General features: G+C 59.4%; 19 protein-coding genes and 1 tRNA gene. 5 read left to right on the top strand and 15 right to left on the bottom strand.

Translation table 11 applies throughout. The annotated features are described in order from the left end of the window. Nucleotides 1-10: 10 nt before the first annotated feature. The 6 genes from ACTHUY_RS05795 to ACTHUY_RS05770 all read right to left on the bottom strand — a co-directional run bounded on the left by ACTHUY_RS05795 (nucleotide 11) and on the right by ACTHUY_RS05770 (nucleotide 6,274). The gene (locus ACTHUY_RS05795; RefSeq protein ID WP_441675107.1) at nucleotides 11-835 is read right to left on the bottom strand and encodes an ABC transporter ATP-binding protein; all 825 of its coding nucleotides are present in this window, start codon (nucleotides 833-835) and stop codon (nucleotides 11-13) included. Beyond that, nucleotides 832-1,602 (bottom strand): ABC transporter permease, encoded by a 771-nt coding sequence (locus ACTHUY_RS05790; RefSeq protein WP_441675105.1) that lies wholly within the window; start codon nucleotides 1,600-1,602, stop codon nucleotides 832-834. The genes ACTHUY_RS05795 and ACTHUY_RS05790 overlap by 4 nt, the downstream gene beginning before the upstream one ends. After that, a complete protein-coding gene (locus ACTHUY_RS05785; RefSeq protein WP_441654915.1) occupies nucleotides 1,602-2,390 on the bottom strand; it encodes an ABC transporter permease in 789 nt (262 codons plus the stop codon). The genes ACTHUY_RS05790 and ACTHUY_RS05785 overlap by 1 nt, the downstream gene beginning before the upstream one ends. Then, nucleotides 2,387-4,399: an AMP-binding protein gene (locus ACTHUY_RS05780; protein WP_441675104.1), complete on the bottom strand. Its 2,013-nt coding sequence runs from the start codon at nucleotides 4,397-4,399 to the stop codon at nucleotides 2,387-2,389. Before ACTHUY_RS05780 ends, ACTHUY_RS05785 begins: the two co-directional genes overlap by 4 nt. Then, the gene (locus ACTHUY_RS05775) at nucleotides 4,396-5,442 is read right to left on the bottom strand and encodes a zinc-binding dehydrogenase (protein WP_441654917.1); all 1,047 of its coding nucleotides are present in this window, start codon (nucleotides 5,440-5,442) and stop codon (nucleotides 4,396-4,398) included. Before ACTHUY_RS05775 ends, ACTHUY_RS05780 begins: the two co-directional genes overlap by 4 nt. Before the next feature lie 154 nt (nucleotides 5,443-5,596). Continuing rightward, nucleotides 5,597-6,274, bottom strand: a complete 678-nt coding sequence (locus tag ACTHUY_RS05770; protein ID WP_441675103.1) for a VOC family protein — start codon at nucleotides 6,272-6,274, stop codon at nucleotides 5,597-5,599. Between the two features lie 390 nt (nucleotides 6,275-6,664). Here ACTHUY_RS05770 and ACTHUY_RS05765 point away from each other — a divergent pair. Continuing rightward, nucleotides 6,665-6,749: transfer RNA gene (locus ACTHUY_RS05765), tRNA-Ser, on the top strand. Between the two features lie 341 nt (nucleotides 6,750-7,090). Here the strand turns inward: ACTHUY_RS05765 and ACTHUY_RS05760 are convergent. The 3 genes from ACTHUY_RS05760 to ACTHUY_RS05750 form a co-directional block, all read right to left on the bottom strand. Further along, a complete protein-coding gene (locus ACTHUY_RS05760; protein WP_407644351.1) occupies nucleotides 7,091-7,354 on the bottom strand; it encodes an integrase core domain-containing protein in 264 nt (87 codons plus the stop codon). Nucleotides 7,355-7,441: 87 nt separating this feature from the next. Then, nucleotides 7,442-8,053, bottom strand: a complete 612-nt coding sequence (locus ACTHUY_RS05755) for a DDE-type integrase/transposase/recombinase (protein ID WP_441654919.1) — start codon at nucleotides 8,051-8,053, stop codon at nucleotides 7,442-7,444. A gap of 364 nt (nucleotides 8,054-8,417) precedes the next feature. Further along, entirely contained in the window at nucleotides 8,418-8,858 is a 441-nt protein-coding gene (locus tag ACTHUY_RS05750) for a hypothetical protein (RefSeq protein WP_441654920.1), read from the bottom strand. Nucleotides 8,859-9,166: 308 nt separating this feature from the next. Between ACTHUY_RS05750 and ACTHUY_RS05745 the strand changes: the two genes are divergently transcribed. Further along, nucleotides 9,167-10,636, top strand: coding sequence for a DEAD/DEAH box helicase (locus tag ACTHUY_RS05745; RefSeq protein WP_441678085.1), 1,470 nt, complete (start codon nucleotides 9,167-9,169; stop codon nucleotides 10,634-10,636). A gap of 121 nt (nucleotides 10,637-10,757) precedes the next feature. Further along, on the top strand, nucleotides 10,758-11,231 hold the full coding sequence (locus ACTHUY_RS05740) for an FABP family protein (RefSeq protein WP_441678083.1): 474 nt from the start codon (nucleotides 10,758-10,760) through the stop codon (nucleotides 11,229-11,231). An 87-nt stretch (nucleotides 11,232-11,318) separates the two neighbouring features. Here ACTHUY_RS05740 and ACTHUY_RS05735 read toward each other — a convergent pair whose 3' ends face one another. Then, on the bottom strand, nucleotides 11,319-12,275 hold the full coding sequence (locus ACTHUY_RS05735; protein WP_441654923.1) for a hypothetical protein: 957 nt from the start codon (nucleotides 12,273-12,275) through the stop codon (nucleotides 11,319-11,321). 167 nt (nucleotides 12,276-12,442) lie between these two features. On the opposite strand from ACTHUY_RS05735, the gene ACTHUY_RS05730 reads away from it, so the two are divergent. Continuing rightward, nucleotides 12,443-13,021 carry a LytR C-terminal domain-containing protein gene (locus tag ACTHUY_RS05730; protein WP_441678081.1) on the top strand — a complete coding sequence of 193 codons (579 nt, stop codon included), beginning with the start codon at nucleotides 12,443-12,445 and terminating at the stop codon, nucleotides 13,019-13,021. A gap of 87 nt (nucleotides 13,022-13,108) precedes the next feature. Here ACTHUY_RS05730 and ACTHUY_RS05725 read toward each other — a convergent pair whose 3' ends face one another. Genes ACTHUY_RS05725 through cysS form a run of 5 tightly spaced genes read right to left on the bottom strand, consistent with a single transcriptional unit; the run spans nucleotide 13,109 to nucleotide 18,250 of the window. After that, nucleotides 13,109-14,059, bottom strand: coding sequence for an LCP family protein (locus ACTHUY_RS05725; RefSeq protein ID WP_441678079.1), 951 nt, complete (start codon nucleotides 14,057-14,059; stop codon nucleotides 13,109-13,111). Continuing rightward, on the bottom strand, nucleotides 14,052-14,456 hold the full coding sequence (locus ACTHUY_RS05720) for a hypothetical protein (RefSeq protein ID WP_441678077.1): 405 nt from the start codon (nucleotides 14,454-14,456) through the stop codon (nucleotides 14,052-14,054). Before ACTHUY_RS05720 ends, ACTHUY_RS05725 begins: the two co-directional genes overlap by 8 nt. Continuing rightward, complete coding sequence (locus ACTHUY_RS05715) at nucleotides 14,449-15,855, bottom strand: hypothetical protein (protein WP_441654927.1); 1,407 nt, start codon at nucleotides 15,853-15,855, stop codon at nucleotides 14,449-14,451. Before ACTHUY_RS05715 ends, ACTHUY_RS05720 begins: the two co-directional genes overlap by 8 nt. After that, complete coding sequence (gene rlmB, locus ACTHUY_RS05710; protein WP_441654928.1) at nucleotides 15,852-16,826, bottom strand: 23S rRNA (guanosine(2251)-2'-O)-methyltransferase RlmB; 975 nt, start codon at nucleotides 16,824-16,826, stop codon at nucleotides 15,852-15,854. Before rlmB ends, ACTHUY_RS05715 begins: the two co-directional genes overlap by 4 nt. Next, the gene (gene cysS, locus ACTHUY_RS05705) at nucleotides 16,823-18,250 is read right to left on the bottom strand and encodes a cysteine--tRNA ligase (RefSeq protein WP_441678074.1); all 1,428 of its coding nucleotides are present in this window, start codon (nucleotides 18,248-18,250) and stop codon (nucleotides 16,823-16,825) included. Before cysS ends, rlmB begins: the two co-directional genes overlap by 4 nt. A 101-nt stretch (nucleotides 18,251-18,351) precedes the next feature. Here cysS and ACTHUY_RS05700 point away from each other — a divergent pair, with 101 nt between their 5' ends. Continuing rightward, entirely contained in the window at nucleotides 18,352-19,683 is a 1,332-nt protein-coding gene (locus tag ACTHUY_RS05700; protein ID WP_441654930.1) for an MFS transporter, read from the top strand. Nucleotides 19,684-19,746 lie beyond the last annotated feature (63 nt).

The raw sequence follows: 19,746 nt of genomic DNA, 5'->3' as shown, positions 1-19,746 counted from the left end.
TCCTTAGCTATCAGATCGTGTACTCGGGCGCCTGGCCAGAATTGGTTGGCACGACAAGGTTGCGGATGGTTCCGAAGATCTCTGCGCGGAGCTCGGAGAATTGGGGCAGTGCCCGGGTTTCCAGCTGGTTGCGTTCCTTCGGGAGATTAATGTCAATGACTCGCTCAATCCGGGAGGGAGTCTTCGACAGGATGGCGACGCGGTCGGACAGGTAGACCGATTCGTCCACGTCGTGGGTAACGAAAACGAACGTGGAGTTCATTTCGTCCTTGACCTGCAAAAGCAGGTCTTCAAGGTCGTTGCGGGTCTGTGCGTCGACGGAAGCGAAGGGTTCGTCGAGGACCATGACCTCGGGACGGTAAGCGATGGCGCGGGCAATGGCGACGCGCTGCTGCATGCCACCGGACAGCTGCCACGGGTATTTCTCGCCAACGCCTTCTAGGCCAACGCTCTTCAGGCAGGATTCGACGCGGCCCGCAATTTCGGCAGAGTCGACGCCGTGCGCCTTCAGCGGCAGGCCAATATTCTTCTCCACACTCATCCACGGGTACAGCGAGCGGGAATAATCCTGGAAGACCAGAGCAATTTCGCGCGGTGGGCCGTCGATTTCCTTGCCGTCCAGGAGAATATGGCCGGAGGTGGGCTCAAGGAGCCCGGCAAGGATACGCAAGAGCGTGGTCTTACCTGCGCCGGAGGGGCCGACGATCGTGAGGAACTCCTGGTCGTATACGTCCAAGCTGATCCCCTTGAGAACCTCGGTTCCCGGGTCGCGCCTCTTCCGCGGCGGATAGGTTTTATGGATGTCGTCGATCCGGAGCCTGACGTTGTTCGTCATGAGAGGTCCCTTCCGTGCAGCCCGCGGTCCCAGGCTAGGAGCCGGCGTTCAATGATGTTGAAGATGGTGGTAAGGATGACGCCAAGAAGCCCCAGGAGAATGATGACTCCCCAGACGGCCGTCTGGTTGAAGGAGTTCTGCGCCGTAATGAGGAATGCTCCAATACCCTCGGCTGATCCCCTCATTTCGCTCGTGACGACGAGGATCAGGGACAGTGGGATAGCGATGGTGATGCCGGCGACGGCCCTTGGCATAACGGCAGGAATGACAACCCGCCACTGCTTCGTCCATCCCGTAATCCCAAAGCTTCGCGCAGTGTCATGCGATTCGCGCGGAATGCCACGGACACCGTCGATGACGTTGAGGAGGATCGGGAACATCGTGCCAAGCGCAATGATGAAGATCTTCATCTGGTCGCCCAGACCAAAGATAACGATCGCGAACGGCAGGAGGGCCGTGGCCGGGATGGCCCTGATGAACTCCAGGGTCGGGGTGAGTCCGTACCGGACGAAGGGGATCTGGCCGATGACGAGGCCGAGGAGGATTCCGACAACAATGCCAATGCCGAGACCAACACCAAGGTTCGACAGGCTGGACAGCAGGTCGGTCCTGCCCTCCCCCACGATCCAGTAGTTCCAGACCGACTCAAGAATGTCGGGAAGCGGCGGGTAGTAGATCTCTCCCGAATTACTCGACGTGATCCACCAGATCGCAATAGCGATTGCGGGGCCGAGGAGGGAAAGGAAGAAAAGGAACAGCTTTCTCATCAGTGGGCCTCGTTCCGGTAGGACTCGTGCCAGGACAGCAGCCTGCGCTGAACGGCAAGAAGAAGCGAGTTAAGACTGACACCGACGATGCCGACAACGACAATGTAGGCGTACATGACCGGCATGTTGCCAGCAGCGCCTGCCTTGCCGATGGAGTTACCCAGCCCCTCCATACCGACAATGAGTTCTGCCGTGATGCAGAAAATCAGGGCGGTGTTGGAGGTAATCCGAATACCGGTCATGAGTTGCGGAAGCATCGACGGAATAATCAGGTAGCGCAGGCGGCTCCAGAATCCGATCGAATAGGCAGAAGCAGTGTCCCGGGCTAGCGGATCCACCATGCGCACGGCGGAGATTCCCGCCATCACCATCTGGAACACCGCGGCATAGCCGGCAAGGAACACCTCGGACTGCTTCCCCGATCCCATCGTCAAGATAACAAGTGGGATCATGGCGATCGACGGAATGGGCTTCAGGAACTCGATGATGGGCCCAAAGAAAGCCGCCATATACCGTGACGATCCGGCAAGAATACCCACGGTCGTGCCGATGCTGATTCCGATGAGAAGGGCCTGGCCCCACGCGTACAGCGTGGCGCCGATCGATTGCCACACGCCCGACGAGAAGACCATATCGGCGAGTTGGGAGATGATCTGCGTTGGGGAAGCCGCGAACCTCGTCGGAATGTAGTCCAATATGGCTGCAAGCTCCCACAGGAGCAGAAGGAGCAGAGCGGTGATGATCGGAAGCCCGACCCTCACCGACCTGCGACGATAGTCAAGCTTCACGAATCAGCTCCTTGATCACCGGTGAGCTCCGCGGCACGCGCCGCAAGCGCGTTCTTGTCCACCTTGTTCGTCCCCGAGAGCGGGAACGAGTCGGTGAAGAAAACTCGGCGGGGGTGAGCGTAGGGTTCCATGCGGTCCAGCACCCACGCCTTAAGCTCCTCTTCGGTCGTCCCGGTGCCGTCTTGTCGGACAACAAACGCGACGGGCTTGGCACCCTTCATCTCATCAGCGACCGGCACCACTGCAGCTTCACGAACACCGGGGTGTTCAACGAGAGCAGCCTCAACGGCAGCGGGATGAACGTTCTCGCCGCCGGAGACAAACATGTCATCAACCCGTCCCGTGAAGTAGTAGAAGCCGTCCTCGTCCCTGCGGAACAGATCACCCGAGCGGTAGAAGCCGTCAATATCAATCGGACGAGCAAGGTCCGGTCGGTTCAGGTAGAGACTCAGCTCGGCGGGAGAACCAACGGCAAGATTACCGATCGCAGGGCCAGCAGGGCCCTTTCCTCCCATACCTTCATCCACCAGAACGCTACCGTCCGCGTCGAGGAGCCGCACGCGCACTGCGGGGTGGGCAACGCCCACCGAGTTCTTCGGGGTGGGCCGACCGTCGGGATGGGGAGAAAAGGCAACTGGGCCCGACTCCGTCGTGCCGAACGAAATCGCTAGCTTTGCGTTCGGGAATGCCGCCTCAATGTCCGCAATGAGCTCTTCGGTTAGCGGGGCTGATCCGAAGAAGTTCTCGGTCAACGAGGACAGGTCCAGGGACTGAATCAGGTCCTTTTCTCGTAGCGCGAGTGCCATCATCGGGGGCACGCCGGTCAGCTTCGTGACGCCGTGATCGGCGATTGCCTGCAGGAATCCGCGAGCATCAAACTGCGGCTGAAGAACAATGCGGTCACCGTGCACGAGGGCTCCCTGAACCGTTGCTAACCCGTTCATGTGGTAGAGCGGCGCCGCAACGAGGATCGATCGGAATGCACCGTCGGAGGCTTTCTCACCCTGCTCCATGATCCACAGGTGGGATCCGTGGGAGCGCACAACACCCTTCGGCTTGCCGGTAGAGCCGGAGGTATAGAGAACCATCGCGGGATCCGCCGGATCGACGGGAGCAGGGGCAGGTAGTTCCTCTTTCTTACCGGCCTCGGCAGCGAAGGAATCGAGGAGACGGAAGGGAACAGCATTTCCCTCCGGTAAGCGATCCGCGCGATCCGCGAGGACCAGTTTCGACTCGGAGTTCTCTAGAACGTACTGCAGGACGGAGACCGGGAACTTGTGGGAGATCGGCACCGCGACGGCACCGGCCCTCATGATCCCGAAAAATGCTTCCAGCCATTCGATGGAGTTCAGGCCGATCAGGGCAACGTGGTCGCCCTTCCCGATTCCCTCGTTCGCGAGCCGCGCCTGCACCGCACAAACGTTGTCGATGAAGTTCGTGTAGCTGATTTCTCGGGGGTTCTCCCCGGTCTGGACGAATGCAATCTCGTCGCCGCGTGAGCGGTTGAAGGCATCACCAATGTTGCCGGACTCAAGCCCGGCGATCGTTGAGCCCGACAAGTCAGCGCCGTCTTCGGCGCTATCACCGTCCTCGATCGGTGTGACAGCAGACGTTGCAAAGGTGCCACGGGTGATTGCCGCGACCTTGCCGCCTTCGTTCCGAAGCTCCGCTTCAGCAACTGCGATGCTACGACCGGGCTTGATGAGGCGTCCGGTCACGATGATCTTGCCAGGGGTGACGGGGCGCAAGAAGTGCGTCGCTAGATCAATTGTTGGAGCGCTACCGCCCGCGGTTCCAATAACCGAGAAGCAGGCCGCAACATCCAGAAGCGCAGAAATCACGCCGCCGTGGATAACTTCGCCGCGCTGGGAGTTTGTCATCTCCACACGGCCCTCAAGCTCAAGGGTGATCGAATCCTTCGTAAACTCGGTGACAGTTGCACCCAGCCACTGGTTGTACGGGCCATTATCCAGAGCCTTCTGGATCGTGGCGATCGACGGGAGAGTCACTTCTCATCACCCCACGGTGCAATAACAACCTTGCCGGTTACACCGCGGCCCTCGAGGCGAGCCAGAGCACCAGCGGCCTCTTCCAGGGAAACAATCGAGTCGACAACGGGATGGAAGTCCTCGGTCGCCACGAGGTTGACCAGAGCCTCAATGTCTTCGCGGGCGAAGCCGTTCGAACCCTGCACCTTCAGCTCGAAGGACCAGATGTAGCGGAGGTCTTCCTTCGGGTCGAAGCCAGCGGTGGCACCGCAGACAAGAATCGTGCCACCGAGCTTGGTGGACTTGAGGGTGGGGTGCCAGGTGTCCCCACCCGTGTTATTCACGACCACGTCGAAGCCGGTCTCGGTGGAGCTACGCGAGGGCTTACCAACATTCTCGCGGGTCCACTTGTCGATGCCGATCTCACGGTAGTTGAAGTACTCATCCGCCCCGTATTCGAGGAGCTTCTGACCCTTTTCGTCCGAGCCGACCGCCGCAACGACGTAGGCGCCGAGCTGCTTGGCGAGAAGAACGGATGCGGTTCCCACGCCGCCGGAAGCACCGAGAACAAGAACCTTGTCGCCTGCCTTGACGGCGTTCTTTCCTACAATCATGCGGTAAGCGGTGCCGTAAGCAACGGGCAGGGCGGCGGCCTCGGCAAAGGAAACGTTGTCGGGAAGCGGAATGATCTGACCGGCCTCAACGAGCGAGTACTCGGCAAGTCCGCCGTCCATAACCTCACCCATGAGGTGGAAATCCGAGTTGAGCGGGTTAACGAGGACACGGTCACCGACATTCACGCCGGTAACGCCCTCGCCGATCTCGTCAACAACACCAGCAACATCCAGGCCAGGAACGACGGGCATGGGGATCTTAATCCCAGGCATGCCGTGCACGGTGAAGATGTCGTGGTAGTTAAGTGAAGTTGCCTTGACCTTGATGATGACCTTGCCGGGCTCGATAACCGGCTTCGGGTAGTCAGTCTCATAGGTGAGGGTATCGACCTCGCCGTGCTCGCGAAGAACTACTGCCTTCATCGTCTGGGTTGTGGCCTGATCAGTCACGTCATCTCCTGTAGATATGGGTGTGGGAAGAAAATGGTTCTAGGTTTGATGCATACGGTTCCGCCCCTGTGGCGAAATGGTCTGTCAGCGCCGTGAAACACTGCGGATTGCATCCTCGTCGGGCACCTGCCCTGAGGTATCGGAGCCGACAGGCTCAGAGCGTCCAGGTGCCTTCGGGTCCGCTCACGGCAAGGCCAAGACAGGGAAGCTCGCCCTGACACTTGCCGCTGGGACATTCGTCGCCACGACAACACATGTCTACCCCGGTGCCGAGGGCAGCCAGGTAGCCTCCGAGGGCGTCCGGATCATTCGTGTGAATAACAAACGACTGGAGCGTTGCTCGAGGCTCAACCGAATGAGCAGGGGAAACCGAGTCCTCCCAGTCGATGAGGAAAGGAATGACGCCATTCAACCCACCCTGAAGAGGTGGCGTCAGGCGCCACGTAAGAAGTTCCCCATCCGGCTTCAGACGGGAAGCCGCGGAAAGATCACCGACATCGATGCCAGCGGCGCGAATCGACTCCACCGCCGCATCCGGATCCTCCGGGTGCAGAACCCAGGTCGACACAACCGGGTCCGCCAAATCGTCAAGATTGAACGGACGCGGCACCGAGGGCTCGGAAAGTTCGGGATCGATTCCAACGAACTCCATGTATGCGTCCCCGCCAAAGGAAATGAGATAGTTACGGGTCCCGAACCGCTCGTGCGAACCGCCCTTAACGGGACGGACACCAGTCGCGCGCTCGAAGTCAGCAACCACGGCCTCAAGGTCCGGAGCCGCAACCACAATATGGTCAAGGAGCGGAGGAACTCCCACTGAGTTGTCTGTCATCGCTCCTCCTTCCGGTCTCCGATAGGAAACGAATAGTTTCCAAGTCAACAATTGACGTGCAATGCCATTCTGGCAAACCACAACCCACTTTGTATAGACGTCTCGAGATTCGGTATGTCGTTTCACATCCTGCGCATCGGCTCAAGGTCCTATTTTCCCCACCACAACAACCCATGTGAACACAAATAATCTTAACGGGCACCTGAGGGCGAGATGAGAACCACAAATACGACTGAACGACGATCGAACAGCGGGGCGACAGGGCGCAGGGTCGGAGATTCGCTCCCCCAAGGGCACACATTTCATGGCGAACGCTACACCGGCGAATTTCACCCGAACAAGCTTTATCGGCTAGTATGAACAGGCATGTTACGGCCTCGTAGCATGCGAGGAGGATTCGCCTAGTGGCCTATGGCGCTCGCTTGGAAAGCGGGTTGGGTGCAAGCCCTCGGGGGTTCGAATCCCCCATCCTCCGCAAGATAAGGGACTTTTCGTTGGCGCACCAACAAAAAGTCCCTTTCACGTTGAGGGCTAGATTGTCGTCTTGAGGGCTAGTTTTCGGCATAAATCCATCTAATCTGCACTGCTAAGGACACAATTAGGGCTACTCTTAGAGACGCCCCAAAAGGAGTAGCCCTTATAACCATTTCCCCCGTGAAGCCAACGAAAAAGGCGTCTTCGGTTACCCCCTAAAACAGCAACCTATGGCCTGCCCGATTTTCGGTCTTTTTCGGATAGTGAGGGAGCGCGATGAGTTATGGCTCGCTCACCGTTCCGTTCTGTCGATCGGACACCTGGCGGTAGGTACCGGGGGCGCTACCGCAAATACGGCAAAATGAAGTGCCTCGGGTTTTGTTCCTTGGCATGTGCCTTGTTTTCTATTTTTTCTTGAGCTGCGCTGTTCTTGCCAAATTCTGATTCAACGTCGGCTGGCGTGCGGTAGCTCGGGGACTGGTGGAGCCTGTAGTCGTTCCACCAAGTCACCCACTCAAACGTCGCAATTTCTACCTCGGCAACGCCTGCCCACCGTCGGCGATGAATGAGCTCATTCTTGTAGGAACCGTTGACGTTCTCGGCCAGGGCATTGTCATAGGAGAAACCGACTGTCCCGGTGGACGCAGTGATCCCGTACTTGGCTAGCCGCTCGTTGTAGACGATGCTGACGTATTACGAGCCGTGCCCCATATGGTGAACCAGTCCGGCTGTTTCTTTTGCGCACGCAATCGCTTGGTTCAGTGCCTGGAGCGGCAACGCCTCCGTGCGCATCGAATCTGACAGCGCCCACCCGTCAATCTTGCGGGAGTACACCTCGGTGACAAACGCGGTGTACACGAATCCTTTCCGCGTGCGGACGTATGTAATGTCAGCCACCCACAGTTTGCCTGGACCCGGTGCTTTAAATTCACGATTAACGAGGTCAGGCCGCAGATCTGGGCCCTGAGGCTTGCCAGTGGTGACAGGTGCACCACCTTTGCCTTTGCCTGACAGGCCGGCCAAGCCCATCAACCTAGCCCTCTGCTCGCGACCGATATCAATGCCTCCACATCGAAGAGCGCGCCACATTTTCCTCACGCCGTAGACGCCGTAATTATCAGCGTGAACCTGACGAACATGCTCCACGAGAGTTGCGTCGCGAAGAGCGCGAAAACATAGTCCACGGGCTTTCGACTGCCGGCAACCACGTGAGGTAATGAAGCCACCTTCACGATTATTCTTCAACGTCGTACAGATGAACTCGATTGTGAAACGATCCCGATATTCATCGATAAACCGGATCATTTCTTAACGTTTGGGGCCTGGTTCCGATGCGAAAAAAACCGATGCAACTTTCAACAACCCGTTTGTATCACGTAGCTCTTGGTTTTCTCGCCGTAGCCTTGCGTTTTCAGCTACCAAGTCTTCGCAAAGACGTTAAGAAACTCGTCCTTCGCGTCGAGCTACTTGCGGCCATTATCGGGCCGTGTGCCACAAGACACCCAGTTTGGGCGCCACAAACGTGCACGCTTCCAACGTCGAAAATTCTCTCCGCCAAAATGCGGTCCTCCACCAAGCAAACAACGCGGTCTTTCGCATCCTGATCAAACCCCTTCGGCATGGTCCAAAATATTCCCATCTACTCAAACGGAACAAAACCCGAGGCACTTCACCCAACGGCAATGCCGGCGTTAGCTCCAGGGATTGGGCCGGACGTGAAGTCGACGTGGACATGATGGTCGCGGAAGGGATCGGATTCGCCATAGTCTTTGACTTGGCGGCATTTTCTCTCGGGCCCACCCCAGCTTCCGCCGTATTCCCATCCCAGCGCAGCCACGTACCGAACGTGGAGCCGATCCCAGTTGGCGACCACGTACTTGACGATCTCGTTCATGACGTCGACCGTGTCGGGGTAGGACGGATTATCTTGACGGCCGGGCTGAACATCCCCAGCCTCACCGGTTTTGTGCCAACCCACCCCATTTTCTTGGTAGGCACTAATCCGCACGTCGGAAACCCCAACGGCACGCACGATCTCGGTCAACGCGGCCTTCACGGGCTCCGTAGCCCACGAGGTAGAACCGCCTGTCTGATACTTGGTGAGCCCCATGGTCCCTCCCCGGATGAGCCAGCACCTTTGTGAGCTATTCAACACTGCCGCCCGGTAAAGGTCCATACCCATTTCGGACCGGTTCGCAGTGTCAGTTGTGTCCCTGAAACAGGCTTCGCACACGAACCATCAATGGTGACGATCAGCACCGAACGTTCGTTCACACTTCATGCACTGATAGCATCCAGTCATCGGTCCGCTCAGTCTTACCCCGGGCCGCTGGCGCGCAGGTCAATCAAAATTCTGCATGACGCCCTTACTTTTACATGACGCCCCGGTGAGACAACTCCCGATAGGTAGCTCTTTACATGTCATCCACTTTTGTACGCCTTGGCGTGCCCCACAACCTCGTTTCCGCTCTTGCGAACGAGGCCATCACGATCCCGACCCCGATCCAGGAATCAACCCTCCCGGATTCGCTCAAGGGCCGCGACGTTCTCGGCCGTGGCCGAACCGGCTCCGGCAAGTCCTTTGCTTTCCTCATTCCTGTTGTTGCTCGCCTCCTAAAGACGGAGGGCCGCCCACAGTCCAAGAAGCCTCGTGCCCTGATTCTTGCTCCAACCCGCGAGCTCGCAACACAGCTGCATGACTCCCTTCTTGTTCTCGAGCAGAGAACAAAGCTGGTCTCGACTGTTGTCTTTGGCGGAGTAAACCAGAATCCGCAGGCCCGCACGCTGGCCCGCGGCGTCGATATTCTCATTGCTTGCCCGGGCCGGCTTCTCGACCTCATGGGCCAGAAGCTTGTCGATCTCTCAAACGTGGAGGTCACCGTGATCGACGAAGCGGACCACATGGCTGACATGGGATTCCTTCCCAATGTCCGGAAGATCATGAGGGCAACTCCGAAGCGGGGCCAGCGTCTTCTCTTCTCGGCAACGCTGGACGCCGGGGTTTCGACCCTCGTCAAGGAGTTCATGCACGACCCGATCACCCACGAGGCAGATTCGGCGCTCTCCCCCGTCAGCGCGATGGAGCATCATGTTCTGAGGGTGACGGGCGAGGACCGGACCGATGTCATCGCCTCGCTGGCGGCCGCACCCGGCAATTCCATTATCTTCACTCGCACGAAGTACGGAGCGAAGAAGCTCGCCAAGCAGCTGATCCGCCTGGGTATCCCCTCCGTTGATTTGCACGGCAACCTGTCGCAGAACGCACGCACGAGGAACCTTGAGGCCTTCCACTCCGGACAGGTGAAGACCCTGGTTGCGACCGATATTGCCGCTCGTGGCATTCACGTTGACGATGTTGCACTCGTCATCCACGCGGATCCGCCGGTTGAGCACAAGGCCTACCTGCACAGGTCGGGCCGCACGGCACGCGCCGGCAAGGCAGGCACGGTTATCACCATCGAGCTACCGGACCAGCGGAACGATGTCCGTTCCCTTCTCCGCAAGGCGAAGATTAGCCCGACCTTCACCAACGCTCACCCGGATCACCCGATCCTCTTCGATCTTGCACCCGGCAAGCGCGCCTTCCTCTCTCCCGAAGAAGCCGCGGATCGTTCGGGCAAGGCACCCCAACCTACCCAGCAGGCCTCCACCAAGCCCCGCTCGTCCGGGTCTTCCCGAGGCAAACGCTCAGCACCCTCACGTGGACAATCAGACTCTCGTAGCCAGGCCGGTTCACGCGGAAGCGGCCGCGGAGCACACGGTTCCGGTGGCCACTCCGGGCAGGGTGCACGCGGATCCCGTAACCGGTCCGGATCAGCTAGGGGCCGCTCTAACGGCTCCAGCCGCCGCGGCGCCGCTGAGTTTTCTCGGAGCTTCAGCTCGAGGTAGGACCACCTACGTCGTTCTAAAACGAGTATTTCGTTTGCCCGGGTAGCCCACCATTGGTAGCTATCCGGGCAAACTCTTGATGTCCGAGTCAGGCGGTTCCGTTCTCATTAGGGTTGTGGTCATGGACCTTCATGCAAACCTGAAACCCGTCGCCGCCCTCGTCGGCGTTTGGAAGGGGCCTGGCCAGGGCTTTTATCCAACGATCAAGACTTTCGATTACGTGGAGGAACTGACCTTCACGAACACCGGGAAGCCGTTCCTGCACTATCAGCAGAAGACCTGGTCGCCGACCGGCACTCCCCTTCATACCGAAACGGGTTATCTCCGCATCCCGTCCCCCGGCAACGTGGAATTCATTCTTGCCCTCCCGACGGGTCAGACAGAGCTTGCGGAAGGAACGCTGGTGGAAGGAGAGGCAGGCTTCGAAATTTCCCTGACGTCAACTCTCCACAACTCTTCTTCTGCGAAACACGTTGATGCCACGACTCGGAAGTACACGCTATCGGGCGATGTGTTGGAGATGAGGTTCGGCATGGCGGCGGTGGGACAGCCCATGACTGATCATCTTGCCGCAACGTTGACGCGAGTCGAATAGTTCATAGTTTTCTGGCGAAGCTACTCGACCGTCTCCGCTGCGCCTAAGCACTTTCTGCGGAGCAACCCCGGTGCCATGGCCGCCGCGTCAGTAGCGGGTTTGCCAGGAGGTCGTGTAGTCCGCGATCTTCCATTCGCCATCGACCTGAGTCACTTCGTAGGTGGCAGTCAGTCGGGTCTTCTCAACAAACGTACCGTCGAGTCCGCCAGCACCGTCAACCTTGGCTTCGAACGACACCGAGTGGGTGATGGTGAGGTTCTGTCCGTCCTGCTCAATATCGGCAAGCTCGACGTGAAGGTTCTGTACTCGGGCTACCCGTTCGGGCACTCCCCTGTCCCAGCCATTGTTGGTGTAGAGCAGAGCAAGCGAATTATTGGGCGACTCGGTGTCGAGTAGCCCCGCCTCGACAAGGTCGGGCTGGACGAAAAGGTCCGCATTTTCTTCGAGCCAGGCACGAGCATTCTCTTCGGAATAGTCGAAGGCCAGTTCGGAGGTGGCTAGTTCTTCGCCTGCGAACCGTCCGGTCACGAGGAGCGCGTCGATGACGTCCTCTTCGGGAATCGTCAGATCGGAGTCGCTCAGGACCGAGTCCTGAACAATGTTCTCGTAGTCATCGGGCATGACCAGTCGTCGATAGACTTCGCCATCAACTGTGAACCTGTCGCCGATGAGGAAACCGGGATTGGACGAGGCAACTTTAAGTCCCATAGCTCCGCTATCTTGGGCGCTACTGGTTTCCTCCGGCTCAACGGTCGGAGCCTCATTCATTTCCGGCTCGCTACCGTCGCTACTGTCGTCCTGACTGTCTGACATGCTGCCGTTGGAGGATCCCGTTTCGGAGGGGAATACGGTTGTGTCTTCAACGGCGCCCGTTGGCGTAGCGGGGCTTGCGGTAGCGGGAGGTACTGCCGGGTTTTCCTCAGAAGCGGTGGGGGTATCACGTGTCCCAGTCCGTGAGGGTGCGCTTTCGCCCTCCTCGTCCGCAACCGAACCGCAGCCCGCTAGAACAAGTACGAGAGCAGCGATGAAACCTTTTCCTCGCACACACACCTCCCCTGGTCCCGATCATTCTAGGAATGTTCTGCCCCTCGCTCATCGTCGAACTTGGGGAGTAGTATCCTTGGTCAAAATTTTCGGTTATCGGTCATCTATCCTACTGAAGAAACCGTGTCTGGAAGCCACCGATTACTCGCGTGGGATAACGTTGAGGGGTGAACTCTCATCAAAGAACGAGCTACCGTCAGCGCCTGCAGCAGCGTCAGACTGTCATCTTCGGCAGTATCGGCCTGCTGCTGTCCCTCCTGCTCCTTCTTGGGCTCCTCTGGTTCACCGGAATCGTTCCCTTCCCGATGAACCGCGAGTTCACTGCGGAAGAAGATACTCAGGACAACGTTGTCCCCTGTATTCCTGCCGGCACCCAGGCGGTGGAAAACACTTCGATCACCGTCAAGGTTTACAACGCAAGCCCACGCACTGGCTTGGCCGCGACGGTCGCTGGGAAGCTCACTGAACATGGCGTTGCTGTTGCCGACGAACTGAACTGGGGTGGGGAAACTCCTCAGGCCCCCGTCGTCATTTACTCGTCGCTCGGGGCCCTTCCGCAGGCCTACTCCCTTGCCCGCATGTTCCCCACGGCGACGGTTCTCCTTGACGGCACAACCACAACGGAGGTTCTCGATGTTGTTCTCGGCGAGGACTTCACAGAGCTTCGTCCCGACGGTGAGATTGCCGAGTTGTCCGCCGGGCAGGAACTCACCAGCCCCGAGAACTGTGTAACCGTCGAGCGCTAATCAACTCCGGTCACGCTTATTCGCTTCCAGAAATAGTTACAACTCAGCCCTACGCACCATTCGAGCCGCCCTGCAGCAGTTTCGTCCCTAGTTGACCGGCCTGCTGTCGAGCGTTTCTACCTGGGATTCATCAACCCACTCCGCAACGGTATCGGACTCGTAGGCTTCTGCAATCTGCTGGGTTTCCTCAGCATCGACGAGAACGATTGATTGACCGTCCTTGGACCAGCCGGTTCCGGCGTGGGGTGCGGAGAAGAACACCTGCTCGGTTCCCGCAGCATCATCGAGCAGGCTGAGAAGTAGCGCCTGTGCACTGATCCCACTGCGTCCATCTACCTCGATGTACTCCCCTGCGAGCTCTGCTAGCTGAGCGAGTTCGGCGGGACCGGCTTCGCGAAGGGACTGCGAGACCCCCGCAAGGTATGCCTGCTGGCGGCGGACCCTGTCGAAGTCTCCGGCGGGAAGCGACTTCCGTTCCCGCACAAAACTCAAGGCTTCCTCACCTTCCAAGGTGACAACACCGTCGGCTGTCTCCACTTCGATGGGTCCAAGGATGCTGGACAGTTCAGTAAACGCTTCAAAGTCCACAGCCATGACGTGATCAATTTCCGCGGAGTACAGGTCGCTAACCGTCTGCGACAGGAGTTCTTCTTCCCCGAACGCGTAGGCGGCATTGATCTTGTTTTCACCGTGGCCCGGGATCTCCACCCAGGTGTCACGCGGAATCGACATGGCGGTCAGATGCTCGCGGTCGCCATCAATGCGGACAAGCATCGTGACGTCTGCTCGTTGCGACCCCGAGTCAGCATCGAGTCCAACCACGAGAAGTGTCAGCGGCTCCTCCGTGGCAACCGGGTCGTCGGATTCTGTCGTCCCAGACGGCGCCGGAGCACTGCTCGACGTGGCATCACCGAACGGCCCCGCCGACTCGATCGGGGTGGACGTTGCCGACGACCTGGTTGTCGGTTCTTCCTCAGCATCCGTCCCACATGCACCAATTAACAGAGCGCACACGGCGAGAATGCTGGTCTTACGCATTGTCGGCAAGAACCTTGAAGACTTCGACAACGACGGATGCCCCCGCAGGGATGGTGTCGCGAACCGTGGCCCAGTCACCGATTGTCTCTTCCGCATCGAGCTCTTCCTTGGTGCGGACCGTGACCTCGGTGGTCTGCACCAGTGCCGCGGGTGTCTCGTCTTCCCACAGGAGGATCGATAGGCCCCACGCTTTTGGAAGGACCTCGTGCTGGGAGGCCGCCGACATCAAAACAAGTTTGCCGTCACGCAGGGCCGCTTCCACCGTCTCATCGTCCAGTGACCAGGCGGGCGGTGTGAGTGCCGAGTCCCGATCTGGGCCCGTCACAACTTCGAACTGATTGATCCGCGCCTTCGTTATTGCACGGGTCCAGAATGCTTCAATCTGGTCGTCACTCATCGCTATCCTCCGGTGTCTGTGCGGTTGCGGAGCCCGGGGTCTGCGCAGTCTCTGCACTTGCACGCGCGGCTTCTTGCTGGATACGAGCACGCTCCTCGGTCCTCGCTTCCTCGGCGGCAGCCGCGGCTAGCTTCTGGACGGCCTCACTCTGCTCGAGCGATTCCTGAATGAACTGGGTGGTGAGAATTCGGGAGACCGCATTCACCATGAGGAGAGCTCCGGCGCCAGCACCCCAGCGTGCCTTCCGGCCCTTCGCTTGGAGGGCACCAACGAAGATGGACCCGCCGAGGGCGGCTTGGATGGAGGCGGCGGCGTTGAGGAGCCCCGGATTGTCGAGGAAGACCTTCCGGTAGGTTGCCCACAGCTTGGGCTTGGCAACACCATGGCCCGAGATTTCAAGGGCAAGCGCTTCCCGCAGGGCCTTCGCAAACGTGGCCTGCTCGAACACTTCCGCGTCCTGCAGCTCATTCACCTTCATTCGACCGTCGAGAACATCGAGGATCTCGGGGCGCAAGCCCATGGCCTGAACGAAGAAGGCCGGGCCAAGCTTCTTGTTCGACAGGAGAGCATCCCGCACTTCCATGGCTGAGCCATTTTCGATCTCGAGGACGCATCGTCTGGCGAGCGCACCGGCGCCCAGGTGTTCGTCGGCAAATTCGCGTGCCCCGTCATATTCGTTCATCCAGTCGAGGATGGGGAGCTGACCGTCCCAGGTCCAGCTCTGGGTGCGCTGGTTGTCGAGCGTGACCGTCAGGACGGGGGCGCCTTCACCCTGGGTGCGGAGAGTCAGGTGGAAGACCGGCTTCGGCAGGATCAGCCGCTTCGGGTCAACGGCTTTCTCCCCCACTATCGCGTTGATTGTGCCGTGCGGAATCGCTGCCATCGTCACCTTGGAGACCGCTGCAAGCGCGGGAATCTCCGCGAGAACAATGTCGGTCAGCATGAGCAACGGAGCATCCGGTAGCTCTTCATCTTCCTCCGCGTCCGCCGTCTCCGACGTAGCTTCTTCAGGTGTCTGCGCGACCCCGGTCAGTCCATCATCTCCCTCTTGGAAGAAGGCAACATCCTCGGCCAGATCGGCGGGGAGGGATCCGAGGTCGATATCGCCGTAGCGGACCTCGCCATCGATGACGATCTGGACCTTGCGGAGCGTCGCATCCATCGTATCGACGAGCTCCGACAGTGGCATGCCTGGAATGACGTAGCCTTCGTCGTCAAGAACGGCGACGCGCCTGCGTCGTCCCGTTACGGCAAGCTCAATCTCATAGTGGCCGTTTTCGATGTTCTTACCTCGCGCCAGCACCCGTTCCTTGGCGAAAAACTCCTGGAACGCCTCTTCGTTGAAGAGAATCGGGTCAAGGCCGTAGATATCCCCGCTGACGGGGCGCCACATGGTCATGCTGTTGCCTTCCTCCTTCGCCTATCCACTTCGTAGAGGGCAATACCCGTAGCCACCGCTGCGTTCAACGACTCCATTTCACCCGAGATCGGGATGGAACAGACCTGGTCACACGTTTCCCGAACGAGACGGGATAGACCCTTCCCTTCGGACCCGGTGACAAGGACGAGTGGCATATCGGCAAGCTCAAGGTCGTCGAGCATGACATCGCCCTCGCCGGCGAGCCCCACAACGAAGTAACCGTTCGACTTCAAATGATCGAGGGTGCGAACCAGGTTTGTTTCCCGTGCGACGGGCACGCGGGCGGCCGCACCTGCCGACACCTTCCACACCGTTCCGTTAACCCCGGCGGAGCGTCTCTCGGTGATGAGAACGGCATCGGCGTTGAAGGCCGATGCGGAGCGGAGTACCGCACCGAGGTTGTGCGGGTCGGTAATCGAATCAAGAGCGAGAATAAGACCGGTCTTGTCGGCTTCCGCAATGTCGGACACGACGGTATCGATATCCGTGTAGTCGTAGGGCGGGACTTCAATGGCGATACCCTGATGGGCGGCCTTCTCCGTCATCGTGTCCAGGTGTCCGCGGCTCACCTCAACAACGGGTGCCCCCCGGCCGGCCGCGGTCCGCGCCGCCTCCTCCATGCGTCCGTCAACGGTGCCGCCGGGAACCATGAAAACGCGGGTCAGAGGCACTCCGGCACGAACAGCTTCGAGCACGGGGTTGCGCCCCGAGATCAGTTCATGGCCAGCCTCAAGCTTGAGGTAGGCCGGGAGCTTACCTCCGGCGCGAGCAAGCTTGATTGCTTCCTGTCGTTTCTCTTCGGCCTCCCGTGCCTTCTTTTTGGCGTGGGCGACGTGGTATTCGCGGTCCTCCGCCTTCGGCGTGGGGCCGCGTCCTTCGAGTCGCCGACGGCGCACTCCTCCGGAGCCGACCTTCGGGCCCTTCTTGTTGGCGGGCCTGTGGTTGCTCATGAATTCTCCTTGACGTGCCAGCGGACGCCGTCCGCGCCGTCTTCTACGATGATGCCGGCCTCTGCGAGCGTATCGCGAAGCCTGTCTGCCATTGTCCAATCCTTGTCGGCACGCGCCTTGGCGCGCTGGTCAAGGACCTCCTGGACGAGGACCGCGAGCGCCTCATCGTGCGAGCTGGAGCCGGACTGGAGCCACTGCGGGGACCTGGGGTCGAGCCCGAGGACGTCCAGCATGGCGCGGATAATGATTTGGGCTTCGGCTACCGCAACGTCGTCGCGGGCGCCGAGTGCCACGTTTGCTTTTGTCACGTGGTCGTGGATGACTGCCATGGCTGCGGAGACGTTGAGATCGTCGTCCATGGCCTCCCGGAATTCCTTGGGCATATGCTCTGCGGTCAGGGAGGCAATTCGGTCAGCGTCGGCCTCGCCAACGGTTTCGGCAGCCCGGGCGAGGAATCCCGAGAGTCGCTCCCAGTTCGTTGTGGCTTCCGAGACCGTGGATGGTGAGTAGGCAACGGTGGACCGGTAGTGCACCGTTGTGAGCGCAAAGCGAAGGATCGGGGCGGAGACCTGTTTAAGAATCTCGGAGACGATGAGGGAGTTGCCGAGCGACTTGCTCATCTTCTCGCCGTCTACCGTCACCCATGCGTTGTGCATCCAGTACTTCGCAAATCCGCGTCCAGCGGCGTGCGACTGTGCCTGCTCGTTTTCGTGGTGAGGGAAACGCAGGTCGATTCCGCCCCCGTGAATATCGAAGTCGTCACCGAGGTAGCGGCCTGCCATGGCGGAGCATTCGATGTGCCATCCGGGCCTGCCCCGGCCCCAGGGGCTATCCCATGCGGCCGTTTCTGGTTCGCCTTCCTTCGGTGCCTTCCACAGGGCAAAGTCGTGCGGGTTCCTCTTGTCGGCCTCGACCTCGTCTTCGTCCACGGTCATGTTCCGCAGGCTCTGACGGGTCAGCGAACCGTAGTCCGGGAGGGATTCCACGTCGAAGTAGACGTTCCCGGGATCTCCTACGTAGGCATGGCCCGCCTCGATGATCTGGCCGATAAGGTCGATCATGTCGGTGATGTGGCCGGTTGCCCTCGGCTCGTATGTAGGAGGCAGAACTCCCAGTGCACGATATGCGCCGGCAAATTCCTGTTCGAAACGGTAGGCCCAGGCCCACCACTCCCAGCCTGCCTCCGCTGACTTTGCGAGAATTTTGTCGTCAATGTCGGTGACGTTACGGACCGTCGTTACCTCGTACCCGGACCTGGTGAGCCAGCGTGCCAGCACGTCGAAGGCGAGGGCCGACCGCAGGTGCCCAATGTGGGGGGCTCCTTGAACGGTGGCTCCGCACAGGTAGATTCCGACCTTGCCCGGGGTGCGGGGTTCGAACACCTGCTGAGTCTTTGTTGCTGAGTCATGTATTTCCAGAGTCACACCTCTAGGTTACCCGGATAACCTCGGGATCCACACGACTCGGGGACGGGATTTTCGCCATTCATTACTTTCTGGCAACCTTCAGGCGCTACGGTGCAGGAATGAGCATTTCGTCAAGCGGAACGACGCGCGGCAAGGTTACGGCATGGGCCCTCTGGGACTGGGCTTCGGCAGCCTTCAACGCGGTCGTCACCACCTTCGTCTTCTCGGTCTACATCGTCAACAGCGACTTCTTTGGCCCCGACGCCAACACGAACTTTGGTTACACGATGACAGCGGCCGGCATCATTGTCGCCATCATCGCCCCCGTGATGGGTCAGTCCGTTGACCGCTCCGGCAAACGCCGTAGCCTTATTACTCTCACCACCACGATCACCATTCTGGCGACGGCCGGGCTCGCCTTGGTGCGCCCGGAGGAGTCTTATCTCTGGCTGGGTCTGCTTCTGCTTGCGATCGGCAATATTGCGTTCGACACCGGATCGGTCGTCTACAACGCCATGCTGACCGATATCTCCACTCCGCAGAACCGCGGCAAGATCTCGGGGATCGGTTGGGGACTGGGGTACGTCGGTGGAATCGTACTGATGCTAATCCTCTACTTGGGTATCATCGGCCCCGAAGTCGGCTGGTTCGGGGTGACATCCGATGACGGGATGAAGATCCGCGTGTCCATGGTCCTCTGTGCCATCTGGACCCTTATCTTCTCCCTCCCTCTTATGAGGACCGCTTCCGATACGGTGCCGAAGACGACGGAGAAGGTGGGAATCATCGGCTCCTACAAGCTACTGTTTGCTTCGATTGCCCGCCTGTGGCGCAAGGATCGTTCGCTCGTCTACTTCCTTGGTTCCTCCGCCCTGTACCGCGATGGTCTCGCAGGTGTGTTCAGCTTCGGTGGCGTGATCGCTGCTAAGGCTTTCGGTTTCTCCGATGACGAGGTCCTCGTCTTCGGTATCGCCGCAAACCTCGTCGCCGGCATCGCTACCATTACCTTTGGCTATGCGGACGATTATTTCGGCTCCCGCCCCGTCATCCTGTTCTCTCTCACGTCAATGGTGACTCTCGGGCTCCTCATATTCTTCCTCCACGACGCCGGAACAATCGTCTTCTGGATCTGCGGACTTCTCCTTTGCGTCTTCGTTGGTCCCACGCAGTCGAGTTCCCGTACCTACCTAGCCCGGATCATCCCCGCCGGTGAAGAAAGCGAGATCTTTGGCCTCTATGCAACAACGGGCCGTGCCGTCTCGTTCCTTTCGCCCTTCCTCTACTCCACGGCAATCACCATCGGAGCTACCGCTCTCGACATCACGAAGGACGAAGCCGCCTACTTTGGCATCCTCGGCATCGTCGTCGTCCTCCTCGCCGGCTTCCTCACGTTCTTCCTAATCAAGCCCGAGCGTAAGAATCGCGACAACGTGGCCGCCTTCGAGGAATAGTAAGCGCTCAACCTTGGCTGCCCGCCGAAAGGCTGAGTTCAACCAAGGTGTGGGCGCGATGCG

This window comes from Flaviflexus sp. (assembly GCF_052087705.1).
In the GTDB taxonomy this organism is placed as follows: domain Bacteria; phylum Actinomycetota; class Actinomycetes; order Actinomycetales; family Actinomycetaceae; genus Flaviflexus; species Flaviflexus ciconiae.
Note: the sequence above shows the minus strand (reverse complement) of the source record. Positions and strands in the feature narration are given on the sequence as shown.